Raw genomic sequence first — 26,706 nt, 5'->3', positions numbered from 1 at the left:
GCGGGGCGGGTCGTAAACGGCTCGCCTGTCGTCGTACCCGGCGCACAGAATCGCGGCATGCTCAGTCGTGCCCTGCCCCGCCGTCCGGAAGCCCGGCGGATCCTCGTCGGCACCCTGCTGTCGGCGGTCGGGCGCGGCCTCACCCTGCCGTTCCTGTTCATCTACCTGACCGACGTCCGCGGCCTCACCGACGCCCGCGCCGGCCTGGTGATCGGCTGGTACGGCGCCGTCACCCTGGCCCTGTCGCCGCTCGGCGGCACGCTCATCGACCGCTTCGGCGCGCGCCGGATCGTCGTACCGTGCCTGCTCGTCGAGGCGGCCGGCACCGGCTCGCTGGCGCTGGTCGACTCGACCGCCTCGGCCTTCGTGGTGATCACGCTGATCGCGATCGGCAGCTCGGCCATCTGGTCCGGGCAGAACACCATCCTCGCCTCGCTCACCGACGACGACGAGCGGCAGCGGGTCTACGGCCTGAACTTCGCCCTGCTCAACCTCGGCATCGGCATCGGCGGTCTGGTCTCCGGCGCGATCGTCGACACCGCCCGCCCGGTCACCTTCCAGGCGATCTACGTGCTCGACGCGATCAGCTACCTGATGCCCGCGCTGATCCTGCTGAGCCTGCCCCGGGTGGGCCACCGGCTCGCCGCCGGGCCGGCCGGGGACCGTCCGTCGGCCGGCGGCTACCTCACCGTGCTGCGGGACCGGCCGTTCCGCCGGCTGGTCGTCTTCGGCCTGGTCCTGACCACCTGCGGGTACGCGCAGATCGAGGTGGGCTTCGCCGCGTACGCCGTGCGCGTGGTGGAGGTGACGCCGCGCGTGGTGGCCTGGGCGTTGGCCGGCAACACGGTGATGATCGTGCTCGCCCAGCTGTTGGTCATCCGCCGGATGGAGGGGCGCAGCCGGACGGGCGGGCTGGCCGTGGTGGGCGCGGTCTTCGCGACCGCCTGGCTGGTCCTCGGCGCCGCCGGCCAGGTCGGTCCGGGCAACGCGCTGGTCGCCGCCCTGGGCGTGGTGGCCTGCTCGGCCATCTTCGGCTTCGGCGAGACGCTGTTGTCGCCGGTGATGCCCGCGCTGACCAACGCGCTCGCCACGGACGAGCTGCGCGGGCGTTACAACGCCATGAGTTCGATGATCTTCGGCATCAGCGGGGTGATCGGCCCGGTGACGGCGGGTCCCCTGATCGGGGCGGCCGACGGCCGGATCTGGGTCGCGGTGGTGGTCGGCGGCTGCCTGGTGGCCTCGCTGCTCGCGCTCTCCCTGCGCCCGCTGCTCACGGCGGTCCAGGACGGCCGCGTGCCGGCTGCCGCGCCGGCCGCCGAGCCGGCCCCCGCCCACGTCTGACCGCCACGGGGCGCAGCGGAGACGGGCCCCGGAGCAGGTGCTCCGGGGCCCGTCGGGTGCGCACGTCGCCTCAGGCGGCGGGGACCTCCGCAGTGGTGCGGATGCGGTCCAGGGCCGGCGCCGAGACCGGGGACTGCGCGGTCAGGTACGCCACGAAGGCGTCCAGGTCGATCATCCCGGTGGCCGCGTTCTTGCCGCCGGTGAGGACGCTGAAGCCGTCGCCGCCGCCGGAGAGGAAGTTGTTCACCGTGACCCGGTAGGTGGCACCGGCGTCGACCGCCACGCCACCGAAGCTGAGGCTGCCCCGGACCACCCGGGTGCCCGCGCACGGGTCCGCCACGGTGCCGGTGGTGCCGGCCGGGTCGACGACGTACCGGACGGTCGACGACGGGTAGAGCGTCCGGCCCGTGACGAACTGCTGCTCCAGCATGCAGTAGAGCTGCGCGCCGGTGAGGTCGAGCGTCACGAGGTTGTTGCCGAACGGCTGCACCGTGAAGGCCTCCTCGTAGGTGACCGGGCCGGCGTCGAGGTCGGCGCGTACACCACCGGGGTTCATGAAGGCGGCGACCGCGCCCTGCTCGTCGTCGGTGGCGGCGAGCTGCGCGTCGGCGATCACGTTGCCCATCGGGGACTCGCCCAGGGTCGTACCGAAGAGGGTCTCCTGGGTCTTCTTGATCGCCGTGGTGGTCTGGCCGACCTCGCGGCCGGCCACCGGGCCGAGCACGGTCTTGTAGCGGTTGATCAGGTCGGTCTGCGCCGGGTCCCTGTCGACGTCCCGGTTGACCACCACGTTCTCGGCCCTGGCGGTGATGACGTCACCGGTGCGCCGGTCGATGGAGAGGTCGATGTCGGTGACCAGGCGGCCGAAGGAGCTGGCGCTGGTGACCAGCTTGCCGGCGATGTCGCAGTTGTACGCCTGGTGGGTGTGGCCGCTGACGACGACGTCGATCGACGGGTCCATCCGGTTGGCGATGTCCACGATGGGGCCGGAGATGCCCTTGCAGTCGTTGATGCCGCCGGTGGCGTCCTGGGTGCCGCCCTCGTGCAGCAGCACGACGATGGTCTCGACGCCCTTGGCACGCAGCTCGCGGGCGTACCGGTTGGCGGTCTGCGCCTCGTCGGCGAAGGTCAGGCCGGCGACGCCCTGCGGGCTGACGATCTGCGGGGTGCCCTCCAGCGTCATGCCGATGAAGCCGACCTTGACGCCCTGCACCTTGTGGATGGCGTACGGGGCGAGCAGCGGCTGGCCGGTGGCGGTCCTGAACGCGTTGGCCGACAGGTACTGGAAGCCGGCGCCCTCGTACGGGGTGCCGTCGGCGCAGCCGTCGACGGGGTGGCAGCCGCCGTTCTGGATGCGCAGCAGCTCGTCGGCGCCCTCGTCGAACTCGTGGTTGCCGACGCTGGCGTAGTCGAGCCCGGCCAGCGACAGCGCCTCGATGGTCGGCTCGTCGTGGAACGCGGCGGAGAGCAGCGGGGAGGCGCCGATCAGGTCGCCGGCCGCCACGGTGATGGTGTTCTGCTCCTTGGCGGCGCGCTTGCGCAGCTCGGCGAGCTGGGTGGCGAGGTATTCGGCCCCGCCTGCGGGCTGCCCGGCGATGGTGCCGTTGGTGGTGCCGGTCGGCGGTTCGAGGTTGCCGTGGAAGTCGTTGAGGGCGAGCAGCTTGACGGCGACCGGCTTCGGACCGGCGTCCGCCTGGTCGGGGGTGGTCGTGACCGCGCCGAACGCGGTCACGGCGAGCGCGGTCAGGCCGATGGCGGCCCGACGCATCCCGGGGATGGACATGGAACTCCTCGTGAGAAGCCGGCGCGGGCGCCCGGGCGATGGTGACGCCGGTCGGGCCCGCGCGGTCGGCGGGGTTCGGTCGCGGTGGCGGCGGTGGGGGACCGCCGCCGCGTCGGGGACAGCCTCTCATCGCCGGCCGCCGCCGGTCGACCGGGGCGGGCCCCGCAGACCTGGGGATACGTCTCCGATCGGGGAACGTCTGGACGGGCGTTTCCGACATGCCCGGCCGGCGATGGCCGGTCGTCGCGGTTGTCGGTGGGCTGGTCTAGAAAGGACCGGACGGACGGCGTACGACGGGAAGGATGATCGGATGAGCGGGGGCCTGGTGGTGGAGACGGTGCGGTCGGCCGACGGCACCCGGATCGCGTACGAGCGCGCGGGCGACGGGCCACCGATCATCCTGGTCGGCGGCGCCTTCAACGACCGGTCGACCACCCGGGCGGTGGCCGGGGCGCTCGCGCCGGACTTCACCGTCGTCGGCTACGACCGGCGCGGCCGGGGCGACAGCGGCGACACCGCGCCCTACGCGGTCGACCGGGAGATCGAGGACATCGCGGCGCTGGTCGCCGCGGTCGGCGGCACGGCGCACCTCTACGGCGTCTCGTCCGGCGCGATCCTCGCCGCGCTCGCGACGGCGCACGGGCTGCCGGTCGGCGGGCTCGCCCTGTTCGAGCCGCCGTTCCAGGTCGGCCCGCAGACCGGCCCCCGGCCGGACGTCTCGGCCCGGACGGCCGAGCTGATCGCCGCCGGCGACCGGGCCGGCGCGGTCGAGGCGTTCATGCTCCACGCGGTGGGCCTGCCCGCCGAGGCGGTGGCCGGGATGCGCGGCGAGCCGGTGTGGCCCCACCTGGAGTCGCTGGCGCACACCCTCCCGTACGACACGCTGATCAGCGCCGGCGGCGTGCCGCCGGTCGACCGCCTGGCCACGATCACCGTCCCGACCGTGGTGGTGGACAGCACGGGCAGCCCGCAGTGGTTGCGCGACGGCGCCCGCGCGGCGGCCGAGGCGATCCCGGGTGCCCGCCAGGTCAGCCTCGACGGCGGCTACCACGAGGTGCCGGCCGAGGCGCTCGCCCCGGTGCTGCGCGACGTCCTCCTCCGCTGACGCCGATCCGCCTCACCGACGGCAGCGGCATGCCGGGCACTATTGACGGCCGCTGATACACCGGAGTGCGTGAGCGCCGGAGGAGGCAGGGTGTCGGAGGAGCAGAAGAACCGGGCCCTCGAGGCGGCCCTGGCGGACGCGGCGGCGATCCGGACGACGATCGAGCGCAAGGCCAACCACAACCAGGCGCTCGTCGGGGCGAACCTGACCGCGGTCGCGGCCGTCGCCGGCTTCGTCCTCTCGGAGAAGGCAGACCTCCGGATGTTCCTGCTCCTGCCGGTGCTCAGCACCGCCCTGGGGCTGAGCGTCGTCTCCCAGTACCGGGACATCCGCATCGCCGGTCGGTACCTCGAGCAGGTGTTGCGCCCCGCCATCGCGCGCTACACCGACGAGCCCAGCCTCTTCGGCTGGGAGGCCTTCTACTGGCGACGCAAGCACGACGGGCACGTGGCGCAGGCGCTCGCCATGGGGGTGATCTTCCCGGGGGTGTCCACCCTCGCCCTGGCGGTCACGCTCCCCGGCATCCGCACGACCGCCGACAAGCTGGCCTGGGCCGTCGGGGCGGCCATGCTCCTGCTGCTGCTCGGCGCCTGGTCCAACCGTCTCCACGAGATGGTCCGCTCCCGTTGGGCCCGGTTCCGCCGCGCCGCGCCCCGCCAGGCGCCCGACGAGCCGGCCCGGTCCGGCGACGACGGCACCCGCACGCCGACGGCGGCCTGACCAGCCCCGAGGGTCCCGGTCCTCCCAGTTGTCCGGCCCGAGGAAACGGTGCGCCGGTCACTGCCGCCGCCACCGTGCGGAGGTCAGAATCCGCAGGTCTTGCCGGCGGCGTGGCTGACCTGCACCAGGTGGGTGACGCAGCCACCCCTGGCGACCTGGTGCAGCAGGAAGCCGGTCGGCTCGGTGACCCAGCCGATCTGCTCGTCGGCGCTCATGGTGAGCGAGCACTGCCGCCAGGTGCTCGGCGCGGTGGTGAGCACCGTGCCGGCGAAGGTCACCGTGACCGGGCGGTGGACGTGCCCGGCGACCACCCGGGCGACGTGCGGGTGCCGGGCGATCACCTCGGCCAGCGCGTCCCCGTCGGTCAGCCGGATGTCGTCGGCGACGGGGATGCCGACCGGCGCCGGCGGGTGGTGCAGGCAGACCACGGCCGGCACCTCCGGCCGGCCGGCCAGCACCCCGTCCAGCCAGCCGAGCTGGTCCTCGCCGAGGCACCCGGCGCCGTCGCCGGCCGGCATCAGCGAATCCAGCACCACGATCGTCGCCTCCGGGTGGTCGACGTGGTAGTAGGCCGAGAAACCGCCACCGAGCCACGGCGTGCCGCCGAAGGTGTCGAGGAGCGACTCCCGGTCGTCGTGGTTGCCGGCGACCAGGTGCACCGGCAGCGGGAACCGGCCGATGATCTCGCGCAGCGCGGCGTACTCGTCGGGGCGGCCGTGGTCGACGAGGTCGCCGGTGATGACCACGCACTCCGGCCGGGGGTTCAGCGCCAGCACCCGGCCGAGGGCACGGTGCAGGCCGACGGCCGGTTCGGCGGCGAGCACGCCGGTGGTCACGTGCGGATCACTGAGCTGGGCGATGAGCATTCGTGCCTCCACTCGACCGGGACCCTCACGCTATCGCCGCGAGCCCCGCCGCGCGGCCCGCCCGAACCCACAGGCCGTGTCCACAGCCTGTGGATAGCACATGTGTACGAAGGCTGGGGAGGATCTTGCTCCCGGACGGTACGACGCCTCGCTGAGTACCCTTGGTGCGGGCCCGCCCGCCGGCCCACACCCCTCCCAACCTGGAACGACGTGCCCCGTGGATCACGAGCGAGTCATCCGTGACGTGACGGTCCGCCTCCCCATGGCGTCGACCGCCCTGGAGGCGTGCCAGTGGACCGTCACCGCGCTCGCCCGGCACGCGCCGGCCACCATCTCCGTCCTGCTCCAGGTGCACGACCGGCTCCGCTGCGTCGCGGCGACCGGCTCCTGGCAGGTCTTCTCGACCGTGCCGCCGAAGACCGGGATCGTCGGGCGGGTGTACGCCTCCGGCGAGACCGCCGTCGTGCCGGACGTCGCCGACGACCCCGACTACATCCCGGTACGCCCCGACGTCACCGCCGAGGTCTGCGTACCGGTGCTGGACCCGGCGGGGCGGCCGATCGGCGTGCTGGACCTCCAATGGCGCGGGCCGGCCGACCTGGCCCGGTGGGGGGAGACCGCCGAGCGGCTGGCCGCCCGGCTCGGTGCCCGGATCGTGGCGCTCGGCGGGCCGCCCGCGGAGAGCCGCAGCGAGAAGCTGCTCCGGCACGCCACCGCGCTGACCTCCGCGTCGACGGAGTGGGACCTGTTCGCCGCCGCGATCGCCGCGGCCCGGGACGTCTCCACCCTCTCCGCCGCCGTGCTGGTGCTCGCCGGGCCGGAGGGGCCCCGGCTGGGCGCGCCCACGGCCACCCCCGGCGAGTTCGAGTCCCGGATCCGGGCGGAGCTGACCGAGGCGGGCCCCGCCGCGCTGGGCCGGATGATCAGCCGCGCCCACCACCACGGAGTGGGGTACACGCTCGGCGAGGCGGGACACCCGCCGGTCCCCGACCACCGGCCGCTGTCCCGGGCCGGGGTGCGCACCCTGGTCGCGGTGCCGGTCGGCCCACCCGGCGACGGCGGGGTGCTGCTGGTCGCCGACGAGCGGCTGCTGCGCCCCGACCCGACCACCGTCAACCTGCTGGAGCTGCTCGCCGGCCAGGCATGGAGCTGCCTGGACCGGCTGCGTACCGTCGCCCGGCTGCGCGAGCAGGCCAACTCCGACCCGCTGACCGGGCTGCGCCACACCGGCCCGTTCGGCCGACGCATCGCCGTGGCCACCCCCGGTCGTACGGCCCTGCTGGCGATCGACGTGGACGGCTTCAAGAGCGTCAACGACACGTACGGCCACCAGGCCGGCGACCGGGTGCTGGTCCGGCTGGCCCGGGCCCTGGAGGGGGCGCTGCGGCACGGCGACGAGCTGTACCGGATCGGCGGCGACGAGTTCGTGGCGGTGATCGAGGTGAACCGCCCCGACGAGGCCGTCCGGATCGCCGAGCGCCTCACCGAGGCGGCGCGGCAGATCGGCCGCACGATCAGCGTGGGGGTGGCCCTGCCCCGCCCCGGCGAGTCCCCCGAACTCACCCTGCGCCGCGCCGACCAGGCGCTCTACGCGGTGAAGCGGCACGGCCGCGACGGCGTCCGCCTGGCCGCCGCCTGACCGCACCCGTCAGCGGGGGGTCAGTTCCTTGGCGAGGAGTTCGGCGATCTGGGCGGTGTTGAGGGCCGCGCCCTTGCGCAGGTTGTCGCCGGTGACGAAGAAGTCGAGGGCGCGCGGGTCGTCGACGGCGCGGCGGATCCGGCCCACCCAGGACGGGTCGGTGCCGACCGCGTCGATGGGCATCGGGAACTCGCCGTCGCCCGGGTCGTCGACCAGGATCACCCCGGGGGCGTTGCGCAGCACCTCACGGGCGCCCTCGGCGTCCACCTCGGTGGCGAAGACCGCGTGCACCGCGACGGAGTGGCCGGTCACCACCGGCACCCGTACGCAGGTGGCCGAGACCTTGAGGTCGGGCAGCCCGAGGATCTTGCGCGACTCGTTGCGCAGCTTCATCTCCTCGGACGACCAGCCCGCCTCGGCCAGCGAGCCCGCCCAGGGCACCACGTTGAGCGCCAGCGGCGCCGGGAACGGGCCCAGCTCGTCGCCGACCGCCTGGCGTACGTCGCCGGGGCGGGAGCCGAGGGCCCGGTCACCGGCGATCTTGGTGAGCTGGGTGTGCAGGGTGTCCACGCCGGCCTGACCGGCGCCGGAGACCGCCTGGTAGGAGGCGAGCACCAGCTCGCGCAGCCCGTACTCGCGGTGCAGCGGGGCGACCGCGACGATCATCGCGAGGGTGGTGCAGTTGGCGTTGGCGATGATCCCCTTCGGCCGGTTGCGCACCTGCTCGGGGTTGATCTCCGGCACCACCAGCGGGACGTCGCGGTCCATCCGGAAGGCGCCGGAGTTGTCCACCGCGACGGCGCCCCGGCCCACCGCGACGGGGGCCCACCGCGCGGAGACGTCGTCCGGCACGTCGAACATCGCCACGTCGACGCCGTCGAACGCCTCCGGGGTCAGCGCCTGGACGGTCAGCTCCTCGCCCCGGCAGCGCACCCGCCGCCCGGCCGAGCGCTCGGAGGCGAGCAGCCGGATCTCTCCCCAGACGTTCTTCCGCCCGGTGAGCAGCTCGCACATCACGGTGCCGACGGCACCGGTCGCTCCGACCACGGCCAGGGTGGGCAGCGACGACACGGGGGCTACCGTCCCGTCCCCGCGTAGACGACGGCCTCGGTGTCGCCGCCGAGGTCGAACGCCTCGTGGATGGCGCGCACAGCGGCGTCCAGGTCGGTGTCGCGGCAGACCACGGAGACCCGGATCTCCGAGGTGGAGATCATCTCGATGTTCACGCCGGCCGCGCCCAGGGCGGCGAAGAAGCCGGCCGCGACGCCGGGGTGCGAGCGCATGCCCGCCCCGATCAGCGACACCTTGCCGACGTGGTCGTCGTAGAGCAGGCCCCTGAACTTGACCGACTCCTGGATCTTGCTGAGCGCGGCCATGGCCGTCGGGCCGTCGGTCTTGGGCAGGGTGAAGGAGATGTCCGTGCGCCCGGTGCCCTCGGTGGAGACGTTCTGCACGATCATGTCGATGTTGATCTCGGCACCGGCCACGGTGTCGAAGATCCGCGCGGCGGCGCCCGGCTCGTCGGGCACCCCCACGATCGTGATCTTGGCTTCGCTGCGGTCGTGGGCGACCCCGGTGATCAGTGCTTGCTCCACAGGAAGGTCCTCCATCGATCCGGTGACCATCGTGCCGGTGTTGGTCGAGTATGACGAACGGACGTGGATCGGCAAGCCCGCCCGGCGGGCGTACTCCACGCTGCGCAGGTGCAGGACCTTGGCGCCGCAGGCGGCCAGCTCCAGCATCTCCTCGTAGGTGATCTGCTTGATGTGCCGCGCGTCGGGGACGATCCGCGGGTCGGCGCTGAAGACGCCGTCGACGTCGGTGTAGATCTCGCAGACGTCCGCGTGCAGGGCGGCGGCCAGCGCCACCGCGGTGGTGTCGGAACCGCCCCGGCCCAGCGTCGTGACGTCCTTGGTGTCCTGGGAGACGCCCTGGAAGCCGGCCACGATCACCACCGCGCCCTCGTCGAGCGCGCCCTTGAGCCGGCCCGGCGTGACGTCGATGATCCGCGCCCGGCCGTGCACCGACGTGGTGATCACGCCGGCCTGCGAACCGGTGAACGAGCGGGCCTCGTACCCCAGGTTGTGGATGGCCATGGCGAGCAGCGCCATGGAGATCCGCTCCCCGGCGGTGAGCAGCATGTCCAGCTCGCGGCCCGGCGGCAGCGGGCTGACCTGGTTGGCCAGGTCGAGCAGCTCGTCGGTGGTGTCCCCCATGGCGGAGACCACCACCACGACGTCGTCGCCGGCCTTGCGCGCGGCGACGATGCGCTCGGCCACGCGCTTGATCCGCTCGGCGTTGGCGACGGAGGACCCGCCGTACTTCTGCACCACGAGTGCCACGACGGTGCGCTCCCTCCCAGCGACGACCCTGAGCGTGCCGACGCCGCCGGTCGGGGCCGGCGGCGCGTGTCAGACGCCTTCAGGGTATCGGTCGACCGGCTCGGTCGGGTCAGGTGATCCCACGATCCGGCCCGGCCGACGCGGGGGGCGTGGCGCGCGACACGCCGGGCGGACGGGGCGGCAGGGGTCCCCGCGCGCCGTTCCCGGGCCGCAGAATGACCCGGTGCACGCCCACCTGAGTCCGGCCGGCCCCCACGGGCGCGACCGTCAGTCCGCCCGGGTCGGGAAGGCCGCGGCCGAGGAGGTCCGCGCCCCCGCCGCCGGCCTCCGCACGGCGGCGCGGCCGGCCCGACGCCTCGCCGGCCCGCTCGCGCTCGCCCTGCCGGCGCTCCTCGTCGCCTGCACCGCCGACGAGCCGGTCACGCCACCGCCCGCCACGTCGACGCCCGTCCCGGTGGGGATGGACGCGGCGCGCGACGCGCTGGCCGCGCTGGCCGCGGCGGCGCAGGACCGGCATATGGTCGCCGGCTACACGCTGCGCAGCCCGGACGCCCCGGACCGCACGATCATGGTGACCAGCGCGAACGACGGCACCTGGCGGGTCGACGTCCCGGGCGGCGCGCTCGGCGGCACCGCGGACGTCTCGCTCGCCGCCACCGCCGACGGGCTGTTCCAGTGCGCCCTGCCGTCCGCCGCCCGGCCCGAGCCGGCGAGCTGCGTACGCCTCGGCGACCGGGACGACGCGGTGCCCCGCCGGCTGGACCCACGGGTGCAGCACCCGTTCACCGACTGGCTGGACGTGCTGACCGACCGGCGCGCCCCGCTCGCCGTGTCACCCGCCCAGCCCCTGCCCGGGGCGTCGGGTGCGTGCTACTCGGTGGAGACCACCTCGGCCTCGATCAACGCCCCGCTGGACGTGGGCATCTACTGCTACGGCCCCGACGGCACGCCCACCGCGGTGCGCACGGCGTTCGGCACGCTCACCCTGGCCGGGCCGCCCGGGCCGGCCCCGGCGACCGTGCAGCTCGCCGGTCCCGTGGTGGACGGCGAGCCGCTCGGTACGGCGGCGCCGGAGCCGGCCGACAGCCCGAGCGCGGGAACGCTCTGACCCGGCCGCACGTTACGGGTGCTTTTCGCCACATTTGGACATACCTCCCTTAGTTGCCGAAACGGCCGTACGGGACACTCGTCGCATGGTCGACCTCACCCCGCTGCTCGCGTTCCGCTGGAGCCCCCGGTCCTTCGACCCGACGGCGGAGCTGGCCGCCGACCACGCGTCGACGCTGATCGAGGCGGCCCGCTGGGCGCCGTCGGCCGGCAACGTCCAGCCGTGGCGGTTCGTCCTCGGGCACCGCGACGACGAGACGTTCAAGCGGATCCTGGTGAACCTGCCGGAGCCGGACCAGCGGTGGGCCCAGCGCGCCTCCGCCCTGCTGCTGGGCACCCACCTGACCGGGGCCGCCGGGCACCTCTACGACCTGGGTCAGGCCATCGCCCACCTCACCGTGCAGGCCACGGCGCTCGGGCTGCACGTGCGCCAACTGCGCGGCCTGGACCGCGCCGGCCTGGCCGCCGACCTCGACCTGCCCGCCGGCGTACGGCCGCACGTGGTGGTGGCCGTCGGGCGGCTCGGCGACCCGCTCAGCCTGCCCGCCGACCTGCTCGGGTCGGAGACCGGCCTGCGCCGCCGCCTCCCCCTGACCGAGATCGTGCTGACCAGCGGGAATGCGAAGTGCGTCTCATAGTCCGGACCGTCCTTCCCGCGACTCGTCCCACCACGTAGGGTTACCTGGTCATGTGGCGGGCGTACCTCCTCCTTGGTCGCCGCGACGAGGCCTGAAGGCCGGCACCTCGTCGCGGAGTCGAACCGCGCCGTCCAGCACATCCGAACTTCCCATCGGCACCGCCCGGGCACCGTCGCCCCGGCACCTCGCCGACACCTTCCGATTGCTGACGCCACATGTTCAAGGGGAGCACTTCGTCATGGCTCAACCCGTCACCGACGCGGAGACCGATCCGATCGCCCGGCAGCGCCCCAGCGGGATGCCGTACCACCGTTACCAGCCCTACCAGCAGCAGTTCCGCATCGACCTGCCGGACCGCACCTGGCCGACCCGGCACGTCGAGACCGCGCCGCGCTGGTGCGCGGTGGACCTGCGCGACGGCAACCAGGCGCTCATCGACCCGATGTCGCCGGATCGCAAGCGGCGGATGTTCCAGTTCCTGGTGCAGATGGGCTACAAGGAGATCGAGGTCGGCTTCCCCTCGGCCAGCCAGACCGACTACGACTTCGTCCGGCAGCTGATCGAGCAGGACCTGATCCCGGAGGACGTCACGATCCAGGTGCTCACCCAGTGCCGGGAGCACCTGATCGACCGCACCTTCGAGTCGCTGCGCGGCGCGCGGCGCGCGATCGTGCACTTCTACAACTCGACCTCCACGCTCCAGCGCCGGGTGGTCTTCGGGCTGGACCGCGACGGCATCGCGGACATCGCCACCCAGGGCGCGCGGCTCTGCCAGAAGTACGCGGAGATCCACACCCCGGACACCGACATCCACTACGAGTACTCGCCGGAGTCGTACACCGGCACGGAGCTGGAGTACGCGCTGGAGGTCTGCGCCAAGGTCATCGAGGTGGTCGACCCGACGCCGGACCGGAAGCTGATCGTCAACCTGCCCGCCACCGTCGAGATGGCGATGCCGAACGTCTACGCCGACTCGATCGAGTGGATGCACCGGCACCTGCCCCGGCGGGACAGCCTGGTGCTGAGCCTGCACCCGCACAACGACCGGGGCACCGGCGTGGCCGCCGCCGAGCTGGGCCTGCTGGCCGGCGCGGACCGGGTCGAGGGCTGCCTGTTCGGCAACGGCGAGCGCACCGGCAACGTCGACCTGGTGACGCTGGGCCTGAACCTGTTCTCCCAGGGCATCGACCCGATGATCGACTTCTCGCACATCGACGAGGTGAAGCGGGCCGTCGAGTACTGCAACCAGCTCCCGGTGCACGAGCGCCACCCGTACGCGGGCGACCTGGTCTACACCGCCTTCTCCGGCTCCCACCAGGACGCGATCAAGAAGGGCTTCGACGCCCTCACGGCGGACGCGGCGGCGGCCGGGGTGCCCGTCGACAACTTCACCTGGGCGGTGCCCTACCTGCCGATCGACCCGAAGGACCTGGGCCGCACCTACGAGGCGGTCATCCGGGTCAACTCGCAGTCCGGCAAGGGCGGCGTCGCGTACATCATGAAGAGCGAGCACCAGCTCGACCTGCCGCGCCGGCTCCAGATCGAATTCTCCGGCGTGGTCCAGCAGGTCACCGACCACGACGGCGGCGAGGTCGACCCGGGCACGATGTGGGAGATCTTCGCGGGGCACTACCTGCTCGACCACCAGGCCGACCCGGCGCTCACCCTGGACGGCTACGCCATCGGCACCCCCGAGGGCAAGGTCGAGATCGAGGCCCGCGTCGGCCTGGGCGGCGAGGCCCACTCGCTGACCGCGGTCGGCAACGGCCCGATCGACGCGTACGTCAACGCGCTCCAGTCGGTGGGCGTGGCGGTGCGGGTGCTCGACTACCACGAGCACGCGCTCTCCTCCGGCGGGGACGCGCAGGCCGCCGCGTACGTGGAGTGCGAGGTCGACGGTCGTACGGTCTGGGGCGTAGGCACCGACGCCAACATCGTCACCGCCTCGATCAAGGCCGTGACGAGCGCCGTCAACCGCGCCCGCGCCTGACGCGCGAGGAAGGGCTCCCTGCCGACGCCTGGCGATCGCAGGGGGCCCTTCCGCACGTCGCCACACGCCCGAGCCGCCGCAGGCGTCGTACGCCCGGCGGGTCGCGCCGTCGGCGCTGCCGTGATCAGACGGGGGTGACGTCGGCCGCCCAGCCGTCCGCGAGCACCACCGCCTGGGCGACCACGACCCGCTCACCGTCGAAGGTCATCGCGGGCGAGCCGTGCAGCCGGTACCCGTCGGCGAGCGCCTCGCTGACGCGCCGGCAGAAGTCGGCGTCGTCCGGCCCGGTGAGCAGGCGGTAGCGCAGGCGGGGCGACGCGTTGTCCTGATCCGTCACGCGGCGACCGTACCGCTTCCTCGGGGCTCTCGGCGGCGCGGGCGGTGGATGAGCAGGGCGGCCAACGCCGCGCCGGCCAGCAGCAGGCCGGCGCACCAGAGCATCGCGTCCTGGTAGGCGCCGGTCAGCTCGCCCGCCTGCTCGTAGCCGGTGCCGGAGAGCCCGACCAGCAGCGGGAGCGCCGCCACCGCGAGCAGGCCGCCGGCCCGGGACGCCGCGTTGTTGAAGCCGCTCGCCACGCCGGCGAACCGGTCGTCGACCGCCGCCAGCACCGACGCGGTCAGCGGCGCCACCACCAGGGTCAGCCCGACCCCGAAGAGCGCCACCCCGGGCAGCACGTCCCGCCAGTACGACGCGTCCGGGCCGACGCCCCGCAGCAGCACCAGCCCGGCGGCGGCGACCACCGGCCCGACGGTCAGCGGCAGCCGGGGACCGATCCGCGCCGACAGCGCGCCCGCCCGCGCCGAGCCGACCAGCAGCAGCACGGTCGTCGGCAGCATCGCGACCCCGGTGAGCAGCGCCGACCAGCCGACCACGTTCTGCAGGTAGACGGCGAGGAAGAAGGTGAAGCCGCCGAGCGCCGCGTAGACCAGCACGGTGAAGACGTTCAGCACGGAGAAGAGCTGGCTGCCGAACAGCCCGGTGGGCAACATCGCGGTGTCGCCCCGGCGCCGCTCGACGAGCACGAAGGCCACCGCGCCGGCCGCCCCGAGCAGCGCCGCGACCAGCACCGGCGCCGAGTCGAAGCCGCGCGCCGGGGCGTCGATCAGCGCGTACGTGACGCCGGCCAGGGCGAGCGCGCCGAGCAGCGCGCCGGCCACGTCGAAGCGCCGGCGCCGGCCGGCCGCCCGGGTGCGGGAGGTGGCCTCGTCCCGGCTCTCCGGCACCCAGCGCAGCGCGGCGAGCACCACCAGCACGGCCAGCGGCAGGTTGAGGAAGAAGATCCACCGCCAGGAAAGCGCGTCGATCAGCCAGCCGCCGATGAACGGGCCGAGCGCGGTGGAGACGCCGGACAGCCCCGACCAGGCGCCGATCGCCCGCCCCCGGTCGTCGGGGTGGAAGCTGGCCTGGAGCACCGACAGCGAGCCCGGGGTCAGCAGCGCGCCGCCGGCGCCCTGGAGGAAACGGGCCGCGATCAGCCACTCCGTGCCCTGGGCCAGGCCGCAGAGCAGCGAGGCGGCGGTGAACCAGACCACCCCGAGCAGGAAGACCCGCCGCCGCCCGAAGCGGTCGCCGAGCGCGCCGCCGAGCAGGACGAAGGCGGCGAGCATCAACAGGTATCCGTTGACCGTCCACTGGAGACCGGCGACGGTGGCCTCGAGTTCCGCGCCGAGCCGGGGCAGCGCCACATTGACCACCGTGCTGTCCAGGAAGACCATGCCGGAGGCGAGGACGGCGGCGAGCAGGGTGCCCCGACCGTGGGCGGTGCCCAGCCGGAGCGCGGGCGCGGAGTCGGTCATGGCGTCCAATCTTCCCCGCACCATATGAGAGACGCCACGAAACGCCGAAACCATGCCCGGGTACTGTGCGGGATCGCCGGGAGCCCCCAAGCTGGAGAGGTGTCGTCTGTGCGTACCAGATCAGGACCGCGCGTCGCGGTGACGGCCGCGCTGGCCGCGGCGCTGGCGCTCGGCGCGGCCGGCTGCGTCCCCGTCGACGAGCCGGAGGCCCCGCCGAGCAGCAGCGGCGGCAACGCCGCGCAGAAGCTGGCCCAGCTCAGCGTCGCCGGCGCGGGGTCGATGAAGGGCTACAGCCGGGAGCGTTTCCCGCACTGGCGGGACACCGGCAAGAACTGCGACGTGCGGGACAGCGTGCTGAAGCGCGACGGGGAGGACATCAGGCTCTCCGGCTGCAACGTGGTCGGCGGCCGGTGGGAGAGCGTGTACGACGACCGCGCCCTGACCGATCCGTCCGACGTGGACATCGACCACATGGTGCCGCTGGCGAACGCGTGGCGCTCCGGCGCCGACGAGTGGGACGACGCCAAGCGCGGCGACTTCGCCAACGACATGGACCGACCGCAGCTCATCGCGGTTTCCAAGAACTCCAACCGGGCAAAGGGTGATCAGGACCCGTCCCAGTGGAAACCGGCGAACCGGTCGTTCTGGTGCCAGTACGCCGAAAACTGGGTGACGGTCAAGCACCACTGGCGGCTCACGGTGACCACCGCCGAGAAGGCCGCCCTGACCGACATGTTGGAGGGCTGCACATGGGCGAACAAGCCGTGACCGGGGCCGGGGCGACCCCCGCTCCCGAGCAGATGCCGGATCCCGGCGGGGAGGACGCGGCGGCGGCCGCCGGCAGCGCGCCCACGGGGCCGACCACGGCCGGCATGACGGTGGACGGGAGGGCCGCCACGCAGACCGCGGTGCCGGGGGCGGGCATGGCCGCCGACGCCGGCGGCGCGTCGGCCGCCGCCCAGGAACGCACCGCCGACCTCGTGCCCGGCCCGGGCGGGGTGATGACCGACGAGGTCGGCGTGGTCACCGGCGAGCTGACCCTGCGCACCGGCTACGCCGACGGCCAGGTCACGCTGTCGGTGCAGTACAAGGACGCCGACGAGTGGTACACGGTCACCGGCGGCAGGGTCGCGCTGGCTGATCCGGCCGGGTTGGACGCGGTGCACGGCATCGCCGTCGCCCTGCTGCACCGCCCCGAGGGCTGACCACGGCCGGACGCGGCCCCTCGGCGGGACCGCGTCCGCGCCGCGGGTCAGACGTACGAGCCGGGCTCGCTGGGGGCGGAGACGGTGTGGGGCTCCTCGCCCTCGCCCATCGGGCGGGTGATCTGCACGCTGACCTTGTGCGGGCGCAGCTCGCCGCTCGCGATCCGCTCCGCGAAGTGGCAGGCGACCCGGCTCCCGCCGATCTCCCGCAGCACCGGCCGCTCGTCGGCGCAGCGGGTCGGCTGCGCCCACGGGCAGCGGGTGTGGAACCGGCAGCCCGCCGGCGGGTTGGCCGGCGAGGGCAGGTCGCCGGCGAGCAGGATGCGCTCCCGCCGGTCCTCCACGTCCGGGTCCGGCACCGGCACCGCCGACATCAGCGCCCGCGTGTAGGGGTGCAGCGGCTCCGTGTAGAGCCGGTCGCTCGGCGCCTCCTCGACCAGCGCGCCGAGGTACATCACGCCGACCGTGTCGGAGATGTGCCGCACCACGGCGAGGTCGTGCGCGATCACCAGGTAGGTCAGGCCGAGGCTGTCCTGGAGCTCGTCGAGCAGGTTCACCACCTGGGCCTGGATCGACACGTCGAGCGCGGAGACCGGCTCGTCGGCGACGATCAGGTCGGGCCCGAGCACCAGCGCCCGGGCGATGCCGATGCGCTGCCGCTGGCCGCCCGAGAACTCGTGCGGGTAGCGGGAGAGCGCCCAGCGGGGCAGGCCGACCTTGTCCAGCGTCTCGCTGATGATCCGCCGCCGCTCGTCGCGGTTGCCGCCGATGCCGTGGGTCTGCAACCCCTCGGTGAGGATCGACTCGACGTTCTGCCGGGGGTCCAGGCTCGACATCGGGTCCTGGAAGATCATCTGCATCCGGCGGCGCATCGACCGCAGCTTGCCCGCCGGCAGCTTCGTCAGCTCGACGCCGTCGAAGGCGACCTCGCCGCCGGTGGGCGGGGTGAGCTGAAGCAGCGCCCGGCCGAGCGTCGACTTGCCGCACCCGGACTCGCCCACCAGGCCGTACGTCCGGCCGCGCGGGATGCGCAGGTCGACCCCGTCGACCGCCTTCACGTGCCCGACCGTCCGGTCGAGGATCACCCCCCGCCGGATCGGGAAGTGCACCTTCAGGTCGCGGACCTCGACGAGGATGTCGCTCTCGGTCACGGCTTCTCCTCCTCGCGCGGGGCGGGCACCGGGCCCGCGGTCGCCTCCGCCGCCGGAGCGTCCGCCGCGCGGGCGGTGGCGGCGGCCCGCGGGGGCACGGTGCCGGGCAGCGGCGCCGGGTTGACGCAGCGGTAGCTGCGCCCGTCGTGGGCGTGCACCAGCGCGGGCGGCTCCCCCACGCACTCGTCGACCCGCCGGGCGCAGCGCGGCGCGAAGGCGCAGCCGTCCGGCCAGGGCAGCACGTCGCGGACCGAGCCGGGGATCGGGTTCAGTCGCTCCCCGCGCCCGGCGTCCAGGCGGGGCACCGAGCCGAGCAACCCCACGGTGTACGGGTGCCGGGGCTCGCGGAACAGCGGACGACGGCGGGCCGTCTCCACCACCCTGCCGGCGTAGAGCACGTTGATGGTGTCGCACATGCCCGCCACCACGCCGAGGTCGTGCGTGATCATGACGAGCGCGGTGCCGGAGTCGCGGACCAACTCCTTGAGCAGCTCCAGGATCTGCGCCTGGATGGTGACGTCCAGCGCCGTGGTCGGCTCGTCGGCGATCAGCAGCCGGGGCTTGCAGGCCACCGCCATCGCGATGAGGGCGCGCTGCCGCATGCCGCCGGAGAGCTGGTGCGGGTATTCCTTCAACCGCCGCTTCGGGTCGGGGATGCCGACCCGGTCCAGCAGCGTCGCCGCCTCCTTCTCGGCCGCCGCGCCCTTCATCCCCCGGTGCCGCGCGAGCACCTCGGTCACCTGCAACCCGATCGGGATGACCGGGTTCAGGGAGGACAGCGGGTCCTGGAAGATCATCGCGACGTCCCGGCCGCGGATGTCCCGCCGGGACCGGTCGTCGAGCTGGAGCAGGTCGGTGCCGTCGAAGACCGCCTTACCGCCGACGCGCAGGCCCGGCTGCTTGGGCAGCAGGCCCATGATCGCCAGCGAGGTCACGCTCTTGCCACAGCCGGACTCACCGACCAGGCCGACCACCTCGCCGGCGTCGACGGAGAACGAGACACCGTCCACGGCGTGCACGGTGCGCTGACCGCGCCGGGCGAAGGTGACGGAGAGGTCGTCCACTTCGAGCAGTGCCATTACCGACCCTCCGTCCAAGACTGCCGGGCTCGCAACTCTTCACACAGCCGACCTACCGTTCGCGGCTGCGGGGCTCGCAAGCTCACTCCTCGCGCTTCACACATGGAGACCTACTTCCGCAGCTTCGGGTCGAGGGCCTCGCGCATCGCCTCACCGAGCAGGGTGAAGCCGAGCGCGGTGATGATGATCGCGACCGCCGGGTAGATCGCCAGCCCCGGCCGGATGCCCAGGTACGGCTGCGCGTCGGCGAGCATCACGCCCCACTCCGGCACGGCCGTGTCGGGGTTGCCGAGGCCGAGGAAGGAGAGCGCGGCGGCCTCGATGATCGCGGTGGCCAGGGTGAGCGTGGCCTGCACGATCACCGGGGCGAGCGAGTTCGGCACCACGTGGGTGATCGCGATCTTCGACTTCTTCACGCCCAGCGAGGTGGCCGCCAGCACGTAGTCGCTGTTGGCCTGGGAGATCATCGAGCCGCGCAGCAGCCGGGCGAAGACCGGCACGGAGACCACGCCGACCGCGATCATCACGGTGGTCAGGCTCGCCCCGAGCAGGGCGGCGATGCTCACCGCCAGCAGGAGGCTGGGCAGCGCCAGCATCATGTCGATGACCCGCATGAGCGCGGTGTCGACGGCCCGGCCCCACCGGCCGCCCAGCCCGGCCGCCGCGCCGGCGACCCCACCGATCAGGGCGCCGACCGCCAGACCGATCAGCGTGGAGACCACGCCGACGAGCAGGGTCTGCCGGGCGCCCACGATCATCCGGCTGAACACGTCGCGGCCCTGGTGGTCGTAGCCGAGCCAGTGGTCGCCGGAGGAGCCGGGGATGAGGCCCTGGCCCGACTTGACCACGCCCTCGCGGATGCCGATCGCGTCGGTCGGCCCGTACGGGACGAAGAACGGCCCGACGACCGCGACCAGGACGAAGAGCACCAGGATGACCGCGCCGATGATCGCCGCGGGGTTGCGCCGCAACCGGCGGAACGCCTCCTGCCAGAGGCTGACGCCGCGCTCGTCGTCCCGGGCGGCCAGCTCGGAGAGCCGGTCGATCTTTTCCTTCTTCTTGCCGGTGGTGATCGTCATCGGACCCTCACCCTCGGGTCGATCAGGCTGTAGGAGAGGTCGACCAGGAGGTTCACCAGCACGTACACCACCGCGATGATCATGATGAAGCCCATCAGCACCGGGTAGTCCCGCTGGCCGATGGCGTCGTAGATGAACGCCCCGATGCCGCTGAAGGCGAAGACGGTCTCGGTCAGCACCGCGCCGGAGAGCAGGCCGCCGGTGAGCAGGCCGATCGAGGTGACCACCGGCAGCATCGCGTTGCGCAGCACGTGCCGGCGGCGGACGGTCGGCTCGGTGAGGCCCTTGGCCTCGGCGGTGCGGACGAAGTCCTCGTTGAGCACCTCCAGCACGCTGGCCCGGGTGATCCGGACGATGATCGCGAGCGGGATGCTGGCCAGCGCGACGCCCGGCAGCACGAGGTGCCAGATCGCGTCGGCGGCGGCGTCCCACTCCCGCGTCATCAGGCCGTCGAGGACGAAGAAGTTGGTGATCCGGGTGGCGCCGAGCGTCGGGTCCTGCCGGCCGCTGGACGGGAACCAGCCGAGGTTCTCCGAGAAGATCGCCTTGAGCACGTAGGCCAGGAAGAAGACGGGGATGCAGATGCCGATCAGCGAGCCGCCGACCGAGAGGTGGTCGAGCATCCGGCCGCGACGGCGGGCGGCCAGGTAGCCGAGCGGAATGCCGAGCCCGATCGCGATCACCAGCGCCATGACGGTCAGCTCGACGGTGCCGGGGAAGCGCTCCAGGAACTCCGTGGTGACCGCGCGCTTGGTGGAGGTCGAGGTGCCGAGGTCGAGGCGGAGCAGCCGCCGCACGAACCGGCCGTACTGCACCAGGATCGGCTCGTCGAGGCCCATGTTGCGCCGGATCGCGGCACGCATCTCGGGCGTGCCGCGCTCGCCGAGGATGGCGGTCTCGGGACCGCCGGGCAGTCGGCGGAGCCAGATGAAGAGCAGGAGGGAGAGCCCGAACAGCGTGGGTATCAGCTGGAGCAGGCGTCTGACGATGAACCGGAACACGGTGGCCTCGAAAGGGGTGCGGAGGGTCGCGGGCGGACGCTGTCGAAACAGCGCCCGCCCGCGTGCCTTGCGTCAGGTCAGGACTTGAACTCGGCCGTTTCAAGCCGCTCGTCGGTGAGCGGGCTGGCCTTGACCCCGGTCACGTCCTTGCCGAACACGATCGCCGGCGGCGAGTGCGACACCGGGACACCGGGCAGGAACTCCATGATGGCCTTGTTGAGGGCCTTGTACTTCTCCACCCGGGCCGCCTGGTCGGCGGTGGTGTCGGCGTCCTTGAACTGGTCGAACAGGGCCTTGTTGGTGAAGCCCCACTCGTCCTTCGGCCGGTCGAAGAAGGTTCCGATGAAGTTGTAGGCGTCGCCGTAGTCACCGGTCCAGCCGAGGAAGTGGATGTCGTGCTTGCTGCCGGACGTGGTGGCGTTGAGGTAGTCCGGGCTCCACTTCAGCGGGATGGCCTCGACCTTGATGCCGACCGCCTTGAGGTCCGCCGAGAGCAGCTCGAAGATGTCCTTCGGGTTCGGCATGTACGGCCGGGTGACCTCGGTCGGGTAGTGGAACTTCAGGGTCAGGTTCGTCGCGCCGGCCTCGGCCAGCAGCTGCTTGGCCTTCTCCGGGTTGTAGTCGTACTTGGCGACGTCGCCGTTCCAGCCCTCGACCGTGTCCGGCATGAAGTTCTCGGCGACCTTGGCGCCCGGGGGCAGCTTCGAGTCGACCAGCGCCTGCCGGTTCAGGGCGTGCGCGATGGCCTGCCGGACCTTGATGTCGGCGAGCTTCGGGTTGCCCTTCTGGTTGATGGCCAGGTAGAGCACGTTGAACGCCGGGCGGGTCAGGACGTTGAAGCCTTCACCCTTCAGCGACTCGACGTCGGCCGGGCCGACCAGGTCGTAGCCCTGGATGTCGCCGGAGCGCAGCGCCTGCTTGCGGGCGTTCTCGTCCGAGATGGTCTTGAAGATGATGGTCTTCAGCTTGGCCTTGGAGCCGGCGTAGTCGTCGTTGCGCTCGATGGTGAGCGTCTTGTTGGCGACGTCCCAGGACTTGAACTTGAACGGGCCGGTGCCGGTCGGGTGCTCCATCGCGTAGGACGGGTACTTGATGTCCTCGGCGGTGCCGCCCACGTTGCTGGCGTCGTACTTCTCCAGCGCGGTCGGGCTGTGGATGGAGAACGACGGCAGCATCAGCGCGGCCGGGATCTTGCTGGAGACCCGGGTGAAGGCCAGGTCCACGGTGGTGGCGTCCTTGGCGGTGCAGGACTTGAAGAGGCTCGGCGGCAGCTCCGCGTCCTCGTTCTTGGCGAAGCCGCCCATGACGTCCTGCCAGTACGCCGTCACGTCCGGGCTCTGCATGAGGCCCTTGGCGTTGTACCAGCGGTCGAAGTTCTTGCAGACCGCCTCGGCGTTGAAGTCGGTGCCGTCGTGGAACTTCACGCCGGAACGCAGCTTGAAGGTCCACGTCGTGCCGGCGGCGTCCGGAGTCCAGGACTCGGCCAGACCGGGGGTGATCTTCGTGCCCCCCTCCTCCGGCGTGACCAGCGTCTCGAAGATGCTGCGTGCGACGCGCAGCGACTCACCGTCGCTGGCGAAGCTCGGGTCGAGCACCTTCGGGTCTCCGGCTACGCCGAAGACGAGGGTGTCCTTCTTGCTACCGCCGGAACTGTCATCACGGTCGCTCTCGGCGCAGCCTGCTACCGCGAGGGCCGCGACCGCGACGGCCGCGATAGCGACCTTCGGCCTGGATGCACGCATGGTGCTTCTCCTTGGGGGTACGGACAACGTGGTGACAGGGGTCACCGATGGCCGTGACCTTAGCCCCCGTTCGGACCGCCGGGAAACCGTCGCCGAACTGGTTGGTACCGGATCGTGTCTTAACCGGGGCGCCCCGCCCAGGAGGCAGCGCCAGAGCGCCATCAATGGGGCGAAATGTCCAGGTTGACCGATGCAAATTTGTTACATGTATCGACACGCTCATCGTCCACATGTCAGAACCCACAGTGGATGTGCGAGCGCGTACGACAGTGGCCGGCACCGAGATCCGGTGCCGGCCACGATCGGCGGATCAGACGGCGCGGCGCCCCTCGAAGGCCCGGCCGAGGGTGATCTCGTCCGCGTACTCCAGGTCGCCGCCGACCGGCAGGCCGCTCGCCAGCCGGGTCACCGCGATGCCCATCGGCTTGACCATCAACGCCAGGTAGGTGGCGGTGGCCTCGCCCTCGGTGTTCGGGTCCGTGGCCAGGATCAGCTCCCGCACCGCGCCCCCGCCCAGGCGGGTCATCAGCTCGCGGATGCGCAGGTTGTCGGGCCCGATCCCCTCCAGCGGGTTGATCGCCCCGCCGAGCACGTGGTAGCGGCCCCGGAACTCACCGGTCCGCTCGATCGCGACCACGTCCTTCGGCTCCTCGACCACGCAGAGCACCTCGTCGGTGCGGCGCGGGTCGCGGCAGATCCGGCACTGGTCGGACTCGGCCACGTTGTAGCAACTGGTGCAGAACCGCACCAGCTCCTTGACCTTGCGCAGCGCGCCGGCCAGCCGGTTGACGTCGGCCGGGTCGGCCGACAGGACGTGGAAGGCGATCCGCTGCGCGCTCTTCGGGCCGACGCCCGGCAGCCGCCCCAGCTCGTCGATCAGGTCCTGGATGGCACCCTCGTACATCTGCCGCTCAGAAACCGGGCAGGCCGAGGCCGCCCATGCCGCCGGTGACCGGGCCCATCTTCTTCTCGGTCAGCTCCCGGGCCGCCTCGGCGGCGTTGTGCATCGCCGCGACGACCAGGTCCTCCAGGGTCTCCACATCCTCCGGGTCGACCGCCTTGGGGTCGATCTTGATCGCCTTGAGCTCCCCGGTGCCGGCGACGGTCGCGGTCACCAGGCCGCCCCCGGCGGTGCCGGTCAGCTCGGCCTCGGCGAGCTCGGCCTGGGCCTTGGCGATCTGCTGCTGCATCTTCTGCGCCTGCTTCAGCATCTGCTGCATGTTCGGCTGTCCACCTGGGCGCACGGATGGCTCCTTCTCGCACTCGTCTGCTCGGCCGCCGCTCAGCCTATCCGCTGTGAGCGGCCTCGCCCCGCCCGGTGCTTCCCCGCCCGGCGGACGATCACGGGATCGACCGCAGGCAGACGCGGATGTCCCGGGAACAGGCCGCGACGGCAGCGGAACAGCAGGCGCGGGCCTCTGCGGCGATGGACGCCGGCCGCTACGCCGACCTGCCGGGCCGTGGCCCTAGCGGGCGTCCACCTCGTCGATCTTCTCGGCGCCGAACGCCTCGCGCAGCAGCCGTACCGCCTGCTCCTCGCTGGACTCCCGCGCGGTCCGCTCGTCGAGCACCTCGTCCAGCGGCTCGTCGCCCGGGTCGAAGCCCTCGTAGGTCGGGTTCGCCGGCTGGGCGCCGCCGGGGCGTCCCCCGCCGCCGCGCACCGGCCCGTCGAAGTCCGGGTCGTACGGCGGCTCGCCGGCCCAGTCGGCGTCCGCGGTCTTCCGGGCCGCCTGGGCCGGCCGCGGACCGCGCCCCGCCGCAGCCGCCCGCGCCGCCGCGATCGCGCTGCTCACCGGGGGACCGGCGGGCGCGGCCTGCTGCGGCGCCGCCGAGGGGCCGGCCGGCTTCGGTACGGCCTGCGCGGCGGTCACCGACGCGCTGCCCGTCGGTGCGGTGGTCGTCGCCGCGCCCGCCGTCGAGGTGGCCGTCGACGTGCCGCCCGGCCGGGCCGGTTCCGGCCAGTCGTCGGCCCCCCCGGCCGCGCCACCCGGGCGGGCCGGTTCGGGCCAGTCCTCGCCCCCGCCGGCCGCGCCGCCGGGCCGGGCCGCCTCGGGCCAGTCCTCGGCGTCGTCGGCGGACGTGCCGCCCCGCGCCGCACCCGCGCCGGACGCCGGACGGGTCGCCCCGCCCTGGCCGCCCGCGCCAGCACGAGGCCCACCGGCCCCGCCATCGGGCCCGCCGGCCGCACCGCTCGGGCCGCCGGACATGCCGCCGCCCGCGCCGTTGCCGGACGGGCCAGCGCCGCCCGGGGCCTGGTGGACGGGGGCGGCCGGTGGCGGGGAGGCCGGGCGGGCCGGAGCGGCGGGACGGGACGGGCCACCGAGCGACGCGCCACCCCGCTCGCCGGCCACCTCGCAGCGGATCTGCCAGCGACCGCCGAACTCCTCGTACAGCGCCTCGGCCAGCACCGAGGTGTGGTTGCCCATCATCTGCGCGAGCACCGGCGACTTGACGGTCAGCACCAGGGTGTCGCCGTCCACGTCGCGGACCACCGCGTCGCGCATCAGCGCGGCGGCCGGCTTCTTGATCCGGTTGACCTTGGCGACGATGTCCGGCCAGACCCGGCGCACCGCGACGGCGTCCAGCGCGCCCGCCGGAGCCGCGCCGGGGCGGGGCGGTTCCGGGGTGGCCGGGTCGGGCATCACCGCCGAGGGCGGCACGTCACGGCGGGCGGGAGCATCGGCGGGCGGGCCACCGGCGGTGGCACCCACCGGGTCCGCGGCACCCGGGACCGCCTCCGGCGACCGGGAACCGGTGGCAGCCCCGGCCGCGGCGCGGGCGGCGGCGACACCGGACGGAGCGGCGGCAGCCGCCGGCGGGCCGGCGGGCCCCGGGTCGGGCACGGCGGCAGCCGCGGTCGCGGCGGAAGTGTCGGGGCGTACCGGAGGGGCGGAGGTGACCGGCGCGGGGCCGGCGGCGGCCGGCGGCGCGTCGGTGCCGGCGAGGGTGAGCCGGCGCTCCAGGCGCTCCAGGCGCTGGAGCAGGCCGCCGGTGCTGTCGGCACCGGGTAGCAGCATCCTGGCGCAGATCAGCTCCAGCAGCAGCCGGGGCGCGGTGGTGCCGCGCATCTCCACCAGGCCGTTGTGCACGATGTCGGCGCAGCGGGACAGGGTGCCCGGGCCGAGCCGCTCGGCCTGCGCGGCCATCCGCTCGATCTGGTCGGTCGGGCCGTCGATCAGGCCCTTGGCGGCGGCGTCCGGCACCTGCTGGAGCACGATCAGGTCGCGCAGCCGCTCCAGCAGGTCGGAGGCGAACCGGCGCGGGTCGTGCCCGGCCTCGGCCACCCGGTCGACGGTCGCGTACGCGGCCGCCCCGTCGCCGGCGGCCAGCGCGTCGCACATCTCGTCGATCAGGGCGGCGTCGGTGACACCGAGCAGCGCGGCGGCGCGGGAGTAGGTGACCCCCTCCGGCCCGGCCCCGGCGATGAGCTGGTCGAGCACCGAGAGGCTGTCCCGGGCGCTGCCGCCGCCCGCGCGCACCACCAGCGGGAATACCGCCGGCTCGACCGCCACGCCCTCCGCCTCGCAGAGCTGCTCCAGGTAGGGCCGGAGCACCTTCGGCGGCATCAGCCGGAACGGGTAGTGGTGGGTCCGCGACTTGATCGTGCCGAGGACCTTCTCCGGCTCGGTGGTCGCGAAGATGAACTTGACGTACTCCGGCGGCTCCTCGACCAGCTTGAGCAGCGCGTTGAAGCCGGCCGACGAGACCATGTGCGCCTCGTCGATGACATAGATCTTGAAGCGGCTGCGGGCCGGCGCGAAGAACGCCTTCTCACGCAGCTCGCGGGCGTCGTCGACGCCACCGTGGCTGGCCGCGTCGATCTCGATGACGTCGATCGAGCCGGCGCCGTCGGTGGCCAGCGAGCGGCAGGACTCGCACTGCCCGCACGGCTCCGGGGTGGGACCCTGCTCACAGTTGAGGGAACGGGCCAGGATGCGGGCGCTGGAGGTCTTGCCGCAGCCACGGGGGCCGGAGAAGAGGTACGCGTGGTTGAGCCGCCCGCTGCGCAGCGCCTGCGACAGCGGCTCGGTGACGTGCTCCTGCCCGATGACCTCGGCGAAGGTGCGTGGCCGGTACTTGCGGTAGAGCGCCAGTGCCACCCGTCCCGCCTCCTCTCGACC

23 protein-coding genes are annotated in these 26,706 nt (G+C 73.2%); 9 read left to right on the top strand and 14 right to left on the bottom strand.

Annotation, left to right across the window (positions count from 1 at the left end):
- The first annotated feature begins 57 nt into the window (after window positions 1–57).
- Window positions 58–1,341: an MFS transporter gene (locus ACZ6O2_RS15740; protein WP_466023315.1), complete on the top strand. Its 1,284-nt coding sequence runs from the start codon at window positions 58–60 to the stop codon at window positions 1,339–1,341.
- 70 nt (window positions 1,342–1,411) lie between these two features.
- On the opposite strand, the gene ACZ6O2_RS15735 is transcribed toward ACZ6O2_RS15740, so the two are convergent.
- Window positions 1,412–3,124, bottom strand: coding sequence for a bifunctional metallophosphatase/5'-nucleotidase (locus tag ACZ6O2_RS15735; RefSeq protein ID WP_466023314.1), 1,713 nt, complete (start codon window positions 3,122–3,124; stop codon window positions 1,412–1,414).
- Window positions 3,125–3,434: 310 nt separating this feature from the next.
- Between ACZ6O2_RS15735 and ACZ6O2_RS15730 the strand changes: the two genes are divergently transcribed.
- Both ACZ6O2_RS15730 and ACZ6O2_RS15725 read left to right on the top strand, forming a co-directional pair.
- Window positions 3,435–4,229: an alpha/beta fold hydrolase gene (locus ACZ6O2_RS15730; RefSeq protein ID WP_466023313.1), complete on the top strand. Its 795-nt coding sequence runs from the start codon at window positions 3,435–3,437 to the stop codon at window positions 4,227–4,229.
- Window positions 4,230–4,319: 90 nt separating this feature from the next.
- Window positions 4,320–4,949: a hypothetical protein gene (locus ACZ6O2_RS15725; protein WP_466023312.1), complete on the top strand. Its 630-nt coding sequence runs from the start codon at window positions 4,320–4,322 to the stop codon at window positions 4,947–4,949.
- An 83-nt stretch (window positions 4,950–5,032) separates the two neighbouring features.
- On the opposite strand, the gene ACZ6O2_RS15720 is transcribed toward ACZ6O2_RS15725, so the two are convergent.
- Entirely contained in the window at window positions 5,033–5,815 is a 783-nt protein-coding gene (locus ACZ6O2_RS15720) for a phosphodiesterase (protein WP_350709528.1), read from the bottom strand.
- A gap of 217 nt (window positions 5,816–6,032) precedes the next feature.
- Between ACZ6O2_RS15720 and ACZ6O2_RS15715 the strand changes: the two genes are divergently transcribed.
- Entirely contained in the window at window positions 6,033–7,454 is a 1,422-nt protein-coding gene (locus tag ACZ6O2_RS15715; protein ID WP_350709530.1) for a GGDEF domain-containing protein, read from the top strand.
- Window positions 7,455–7,463: 9 nt separating this feature from the next.
- On the opposite strand, the gene ACZ6O2_RS15710 is transcribed toward ACZ6O2_RS15715, so the two are convergent.
- Both ACZ6O2_RS15710 and ACZ6O2_RS15705 read right to left on the bottom strand, forming a co-directional pair.
- Window positions 7,464–8,525, bottom strand: coding sequence for an aspartate-semialdehyde dehydrogenase (locus ACZ6O2_RS15710; RefSeq protein ID WP_357456386.1), 1,062 nt, complete (start codon window positions 8,523–8,525; stop codon window positions 7,464–7,466).
- Between the two features lie 5 nt (window positions 8,526–8,530).
- The gene (locus ACZ6O2_RS15705) at window positions 8,531–9,796 is read right to left on the bottom strand and encodes an aspartate kinase (protein ID WP_350709534.1); all 1,266 of its coding nucleotides are present in this window, start codon (window positions 9,794–9,796) and stop codon (window positions 8,531–8,533) included.
- 223 nt (window positions 9,797–10,019) lie between these two features.
- Between ACZ6O2_RS15705 and ACZ6O2_RS15700 the strand changes: the two genes are divergently transcribed.
- The 3 genes from ACZ6O2_RS15700 to leuA all read left to right on the top strand — a co-directional run bounded on the left by ACZ6O2_RS15700 (window position 10,020) and on the right by leuA (window position 13,531).
- Window positions 10,020–10,904, top strand: coding sequence for a hypothetical protein (locus ACZ6O2_RS15700; protein WP_466023311.1), 885 nt, complete (start codon window positions 10,020–10,022; stop codon window positions 10,902–10,904).
- Between the two features lie 85 nt (window positions 10,905–10,989).
- The gene (locus ACZ6O2_RS15695; protein ID WP_466023310.1) at window positions 10,990–11,541 is read left to right on the top strand and encodes a nitroreductase family protein; all 552 of its coding nucleotides are present in this window, start codon (window positions 10,990–10,992) and stop codon (window positions 11,539–11,541) included.
- A 238-nt stretch (window positions 11,542–11,779) separates the two neighbouring features.
- Entirely contained in the window at window positions 11,780–13,531 is a 1,752-nt protein-coding gene (gene leuA / locus ACZ6O2_RS15690; protein WP_466023309.1) for a 2-isopropylmalate synthase, read from the top strand.
- Window positions 13,532–13,655: 124 nt separating this feature from the next.
- On the opposite strand, the gene ACZ6O2_RS15685 is transcribed toward leuA, so the two are convergent.
- Window positions 13,656–13,868: a DUF1737 domain-containing protein gene (locus ACZ6O2_RS15685; RefSeq protein ID WP_350709542.1), complete on the bottom strand. Its 213-nt coding sequence runs from the start codon at window positions 13,866–13,868 to the stop codon at window positions 13,656–13,658.
- Window positions 13,865–15,328: an MFS transporter gene (locus tag ACZ6O2_RS15680; RefSeq protein ID WP_466023308.1), complete on the bottom strand. Its 1,464-nt coding sequence runs from the start codon at window positions 15,326–15,328 to the stop codon at window positions 13,865–13,867. The genes ACZ6O2_RS15685 and ACZ6O2_RS15680 overlap by 4 nt, the downstream gene beginning before the upstream one ends.
- 108 nt (window positions 15,329–15,436) lie before the next feature.
- Here ACZ6O2_RS15680 and ACZ6O2_RS15675 point away from each other — a divergent pair, with 108 nt between their 5' ends.
- Both ACZ6O2_RS15675 and ACZ6O2_RS15670 read left to right on the top strand, forming a co-directional pair.
- The gene (locus ACZ6O2_RS15675) at window positions 15,437–16,096 is read left to right on the top strand and encodes an HNH endonuclease family protein (RefSeq protein WP_466023307.1); all 660 of its coding nucleotides are present in this window, start codon (window positions 15,437–15,439) and stop codon (window positions 16,094–16,096) included.
- Window positions 16,078–16,533, top strand: a complete 456-nt coding sequence (locus ACZ6O2_RS15670) for a hypothetical protein (RefSeq protein ID WP_466023306.1) — start codon at window positions 16,078–16,080, stop codon at window positions 16,531–16,533. The genes ACZ6O2_RS15675 and ACZ6O2_RS15670 overlap by 19 nt, the downstream gene beginning before the upstream one ends.
- 47 nt (window positions 16,534–16,580) lie before the next feature.
- Here the strand turns inward: ACZ6O2_RS15670 and ACZ6O2_RS15665 are convergent, their stop codons facing one another.
- The 8 genes from ACZ6O2_RS15665 to ACZ6O2_RS15630 all read right to left on the bottom strand — a co-directional run bounded on the left by ACZ6O2_RS15665 (window position 16,581) and on the right by ACZ6O2_RS15630 (window position 26,685).
- Window positions 16,581–17,684 carry an ABC transporter ATP-binding protein gene (locus ACZ6O2_RS15665; protein ID WP_466023305.1) on the bottom strand — a complete coding sequence of 368 codons (1,104 nt, stop codon included), beginning with the start codon at window positions 17,682–17,684 and terminating at the stop codon, window positions 16,581–16,583.
- The gene (locus ACZ6O2_RS15660; protein ID WP_466023304.1) at window positions 17,681–18,763 is read right to left on the bottom strand and encodes an ABC transporter ATP-binding protein; all 1,083 of its coding nucleotides are present in this window, start codon (window positions 18,761–18,763) and stop codon (window positions 17,681–17,683) included. Before ACZ6O2_RS15660 ends, ACZ6O2_RS15665 begins: the two co-directional genes overlap by 4 nt.
- Before the next feature lie 110 nt (window positions 18,764–18,873).
- Window positions 18,874–19,842: an ABC transporter permease gene (locus ACZ6O2_RS15655; protein ID WP_350709554.1), complete on the bottom strand. Its 969-nt coding sequence runs from the start codon at window positions 19,840–19,842 to the stop codon at window positions 18,874–18,876.
- Complete coding sequence (locus ACZ6O2_RS15650; protein ID WP_350709556.1) at window positions 19,839–20,843, bottom strand: ABC transporter permease; 1,005 nt, start codon at window positions 20,841–20,843, stop codon at window positions 19,839–19,841. Before ACZ6O2_RS15650 ends, ACZ6O2_RS15655 begins: the two co-directional genes overlap by 4 nt.
- A 77-nt stretch (window positions 20,844–20,920) precedes the next feature.
- The gene (locus tag ACZ6O2_RS15645; protein WP_466023303.1) at window positions 20,921–22,585 is read right to left on the bottom strand and encodes an ABC transporter substrate-binding protein; all 1,665 of its coding nucleotides are present in this window, start codon (window positions 22,583–22,585) and stop codon (window positions 20,921–20,923) included.
- A gap of 310 nt (window positions 22,586–22,895) precedes the next feature.
- Window positions 22,896–23,489, bottom strand: coding sequence for a recombination mediator RecR (gene recR / locus ACZ6O2_RS15640; protein ID WP_350683348.1), 594 nt, complete (start codon window positions 23,487–23,489; stop codon window positions 22,896–22,898).
- A 7-nt stretch (window positions 23,490–23,496) separates the two neighbouring features.
- The gene (locus ACZ6O2_RS15635) at window positions 23,497–23,805 is read right to left on the bottom strand and encodes a YbaB/EbfC family nucleoid-associated protein (protein ID WP_218106165.1); all 309 of its coding nucleotides are present in this window, start codon (window positions 23,803–23,805) and stop codon (window positions 23,497–23,499) included.
- Window positions 23,806–24,051: 246 nt separating this feature from the next.
- Window positions 24,052–26,685, bottom strand: coding sequence for a DNA polymerase III subunit gamma and tau (locus ACZ6O2_RS15630; RefSeq protein WP_466023302.1), 2,634 nt, complete (start codon window positions 26,683–26,685; stop codon window positions 24,052–24,054).
- Window positions 26,686–26,706: the final 21 nt, after the last annotated feature.

This window comes from Micromonospora sp. NPDC048040, from assembly GCF_055587185.1.
This window is presented reverse-complemented; position numbering and strand designations above follow the sequence as displayed.

Excerpts from the sequence above, each read along its gene's own strand:
- ACZ6O2_RS15645 (WP_466023303.1), bottom strand. The coding sequence starts at position 22,585 with ATGCGTGCATCCAGGCCGAAGGTCGCTATCGCGGCCGTCGCGGTCGCG.
- ACZ6O2_RS15660 (WP_466023304.1), bottom strand. The coding sequence starts at position 18,763 with ATGGCACTGCTCGAAGTGGACGACCTCTCCGTCACCTTCGCCCGGCGC.
- recR (WP_350683348.1), bottom strand. The coding sequence starts at position 23,489 with ATGTACGAGGGTGCCATCCAGGACCTGATCGACGAGCTGGGGCGGCTG.
- ACZ6O2_RS15655 (WP_350709554.1), bottom strand. The coding sequence starts at position 19,842 with ATGACGATCACCACCGGCAAGAAGAAGGAAAAGATCGACCGGCTCTCC.
- ACZ6O2_RS15680 (WP_466023308.1), bottom strand. The coding sequence starts at position 15,328 with ATGACCGACTCCGCGCCCGCGCTCCGGCTGGGCACCGCCCACGGTCGG.
- ACZ6O2_RS15635 (WP_218106165.1), bottom strand. The coding sequence starts at position 23,805 with ATGCAGCAGATGCTGAAGCAGGCGCAGAAGATGCAGCAGCAGATCGCC.
- ACZ6O2_RS15730 (WP_466023313.1), top strand. The coding sequence starts at position 3,435 with ATGAGCGGGGGCCTGGTGGTGGAGACGGTGCGGTCGGCCGACGGCACC.
- ACZ6O2_RS15695 (WP_466023310.1), top strand. The coding sequence starts at position 10,990 with ATGGTCGACCTCACCCCGCTGCTCGCGTTCCGCTGGAGCCCCCGGTCC.
- ACZ6O2_RS15670 (WP_466023306.1), top strand. The coding sequence starts at position 16,078 with ATGGGCGAACAAGCCGTGACCGGGGCCGGGGCGACCCCCGCTCCCGAG.
- ACZ6O2_RS15740 (WP_466023315.1), top strand. The coding sequence starts at position 58 with ATGCTCAGTCGTGCCCTGCCCCGCCGTCCGGAAGCCCGGCGGATCCTC.
- ACZ6O2_RS15720 (WP_350709528.1), bottom strand. The coding sequence starts at position 5,815 with ATGCTCATCGCCCAGCTCAGTGATCCGCACGTGACCACCGGCGTGCTC.
- ACZ6O2_RS15735 (WP_466023314.1), bottom strand. The coding sequence starts at position 3,124 with ATGTCCATCCCCGGGATGCGTCGGGCCGCCATCGGCCTGACCGCGCTC.
- leuA (WP_466023309.1), top strand. The coding sequence starts at position 11,780 with ATGGCTCAACCCGTCACCGACGCGGAGACCGATCCGATCGCCCGGCAG.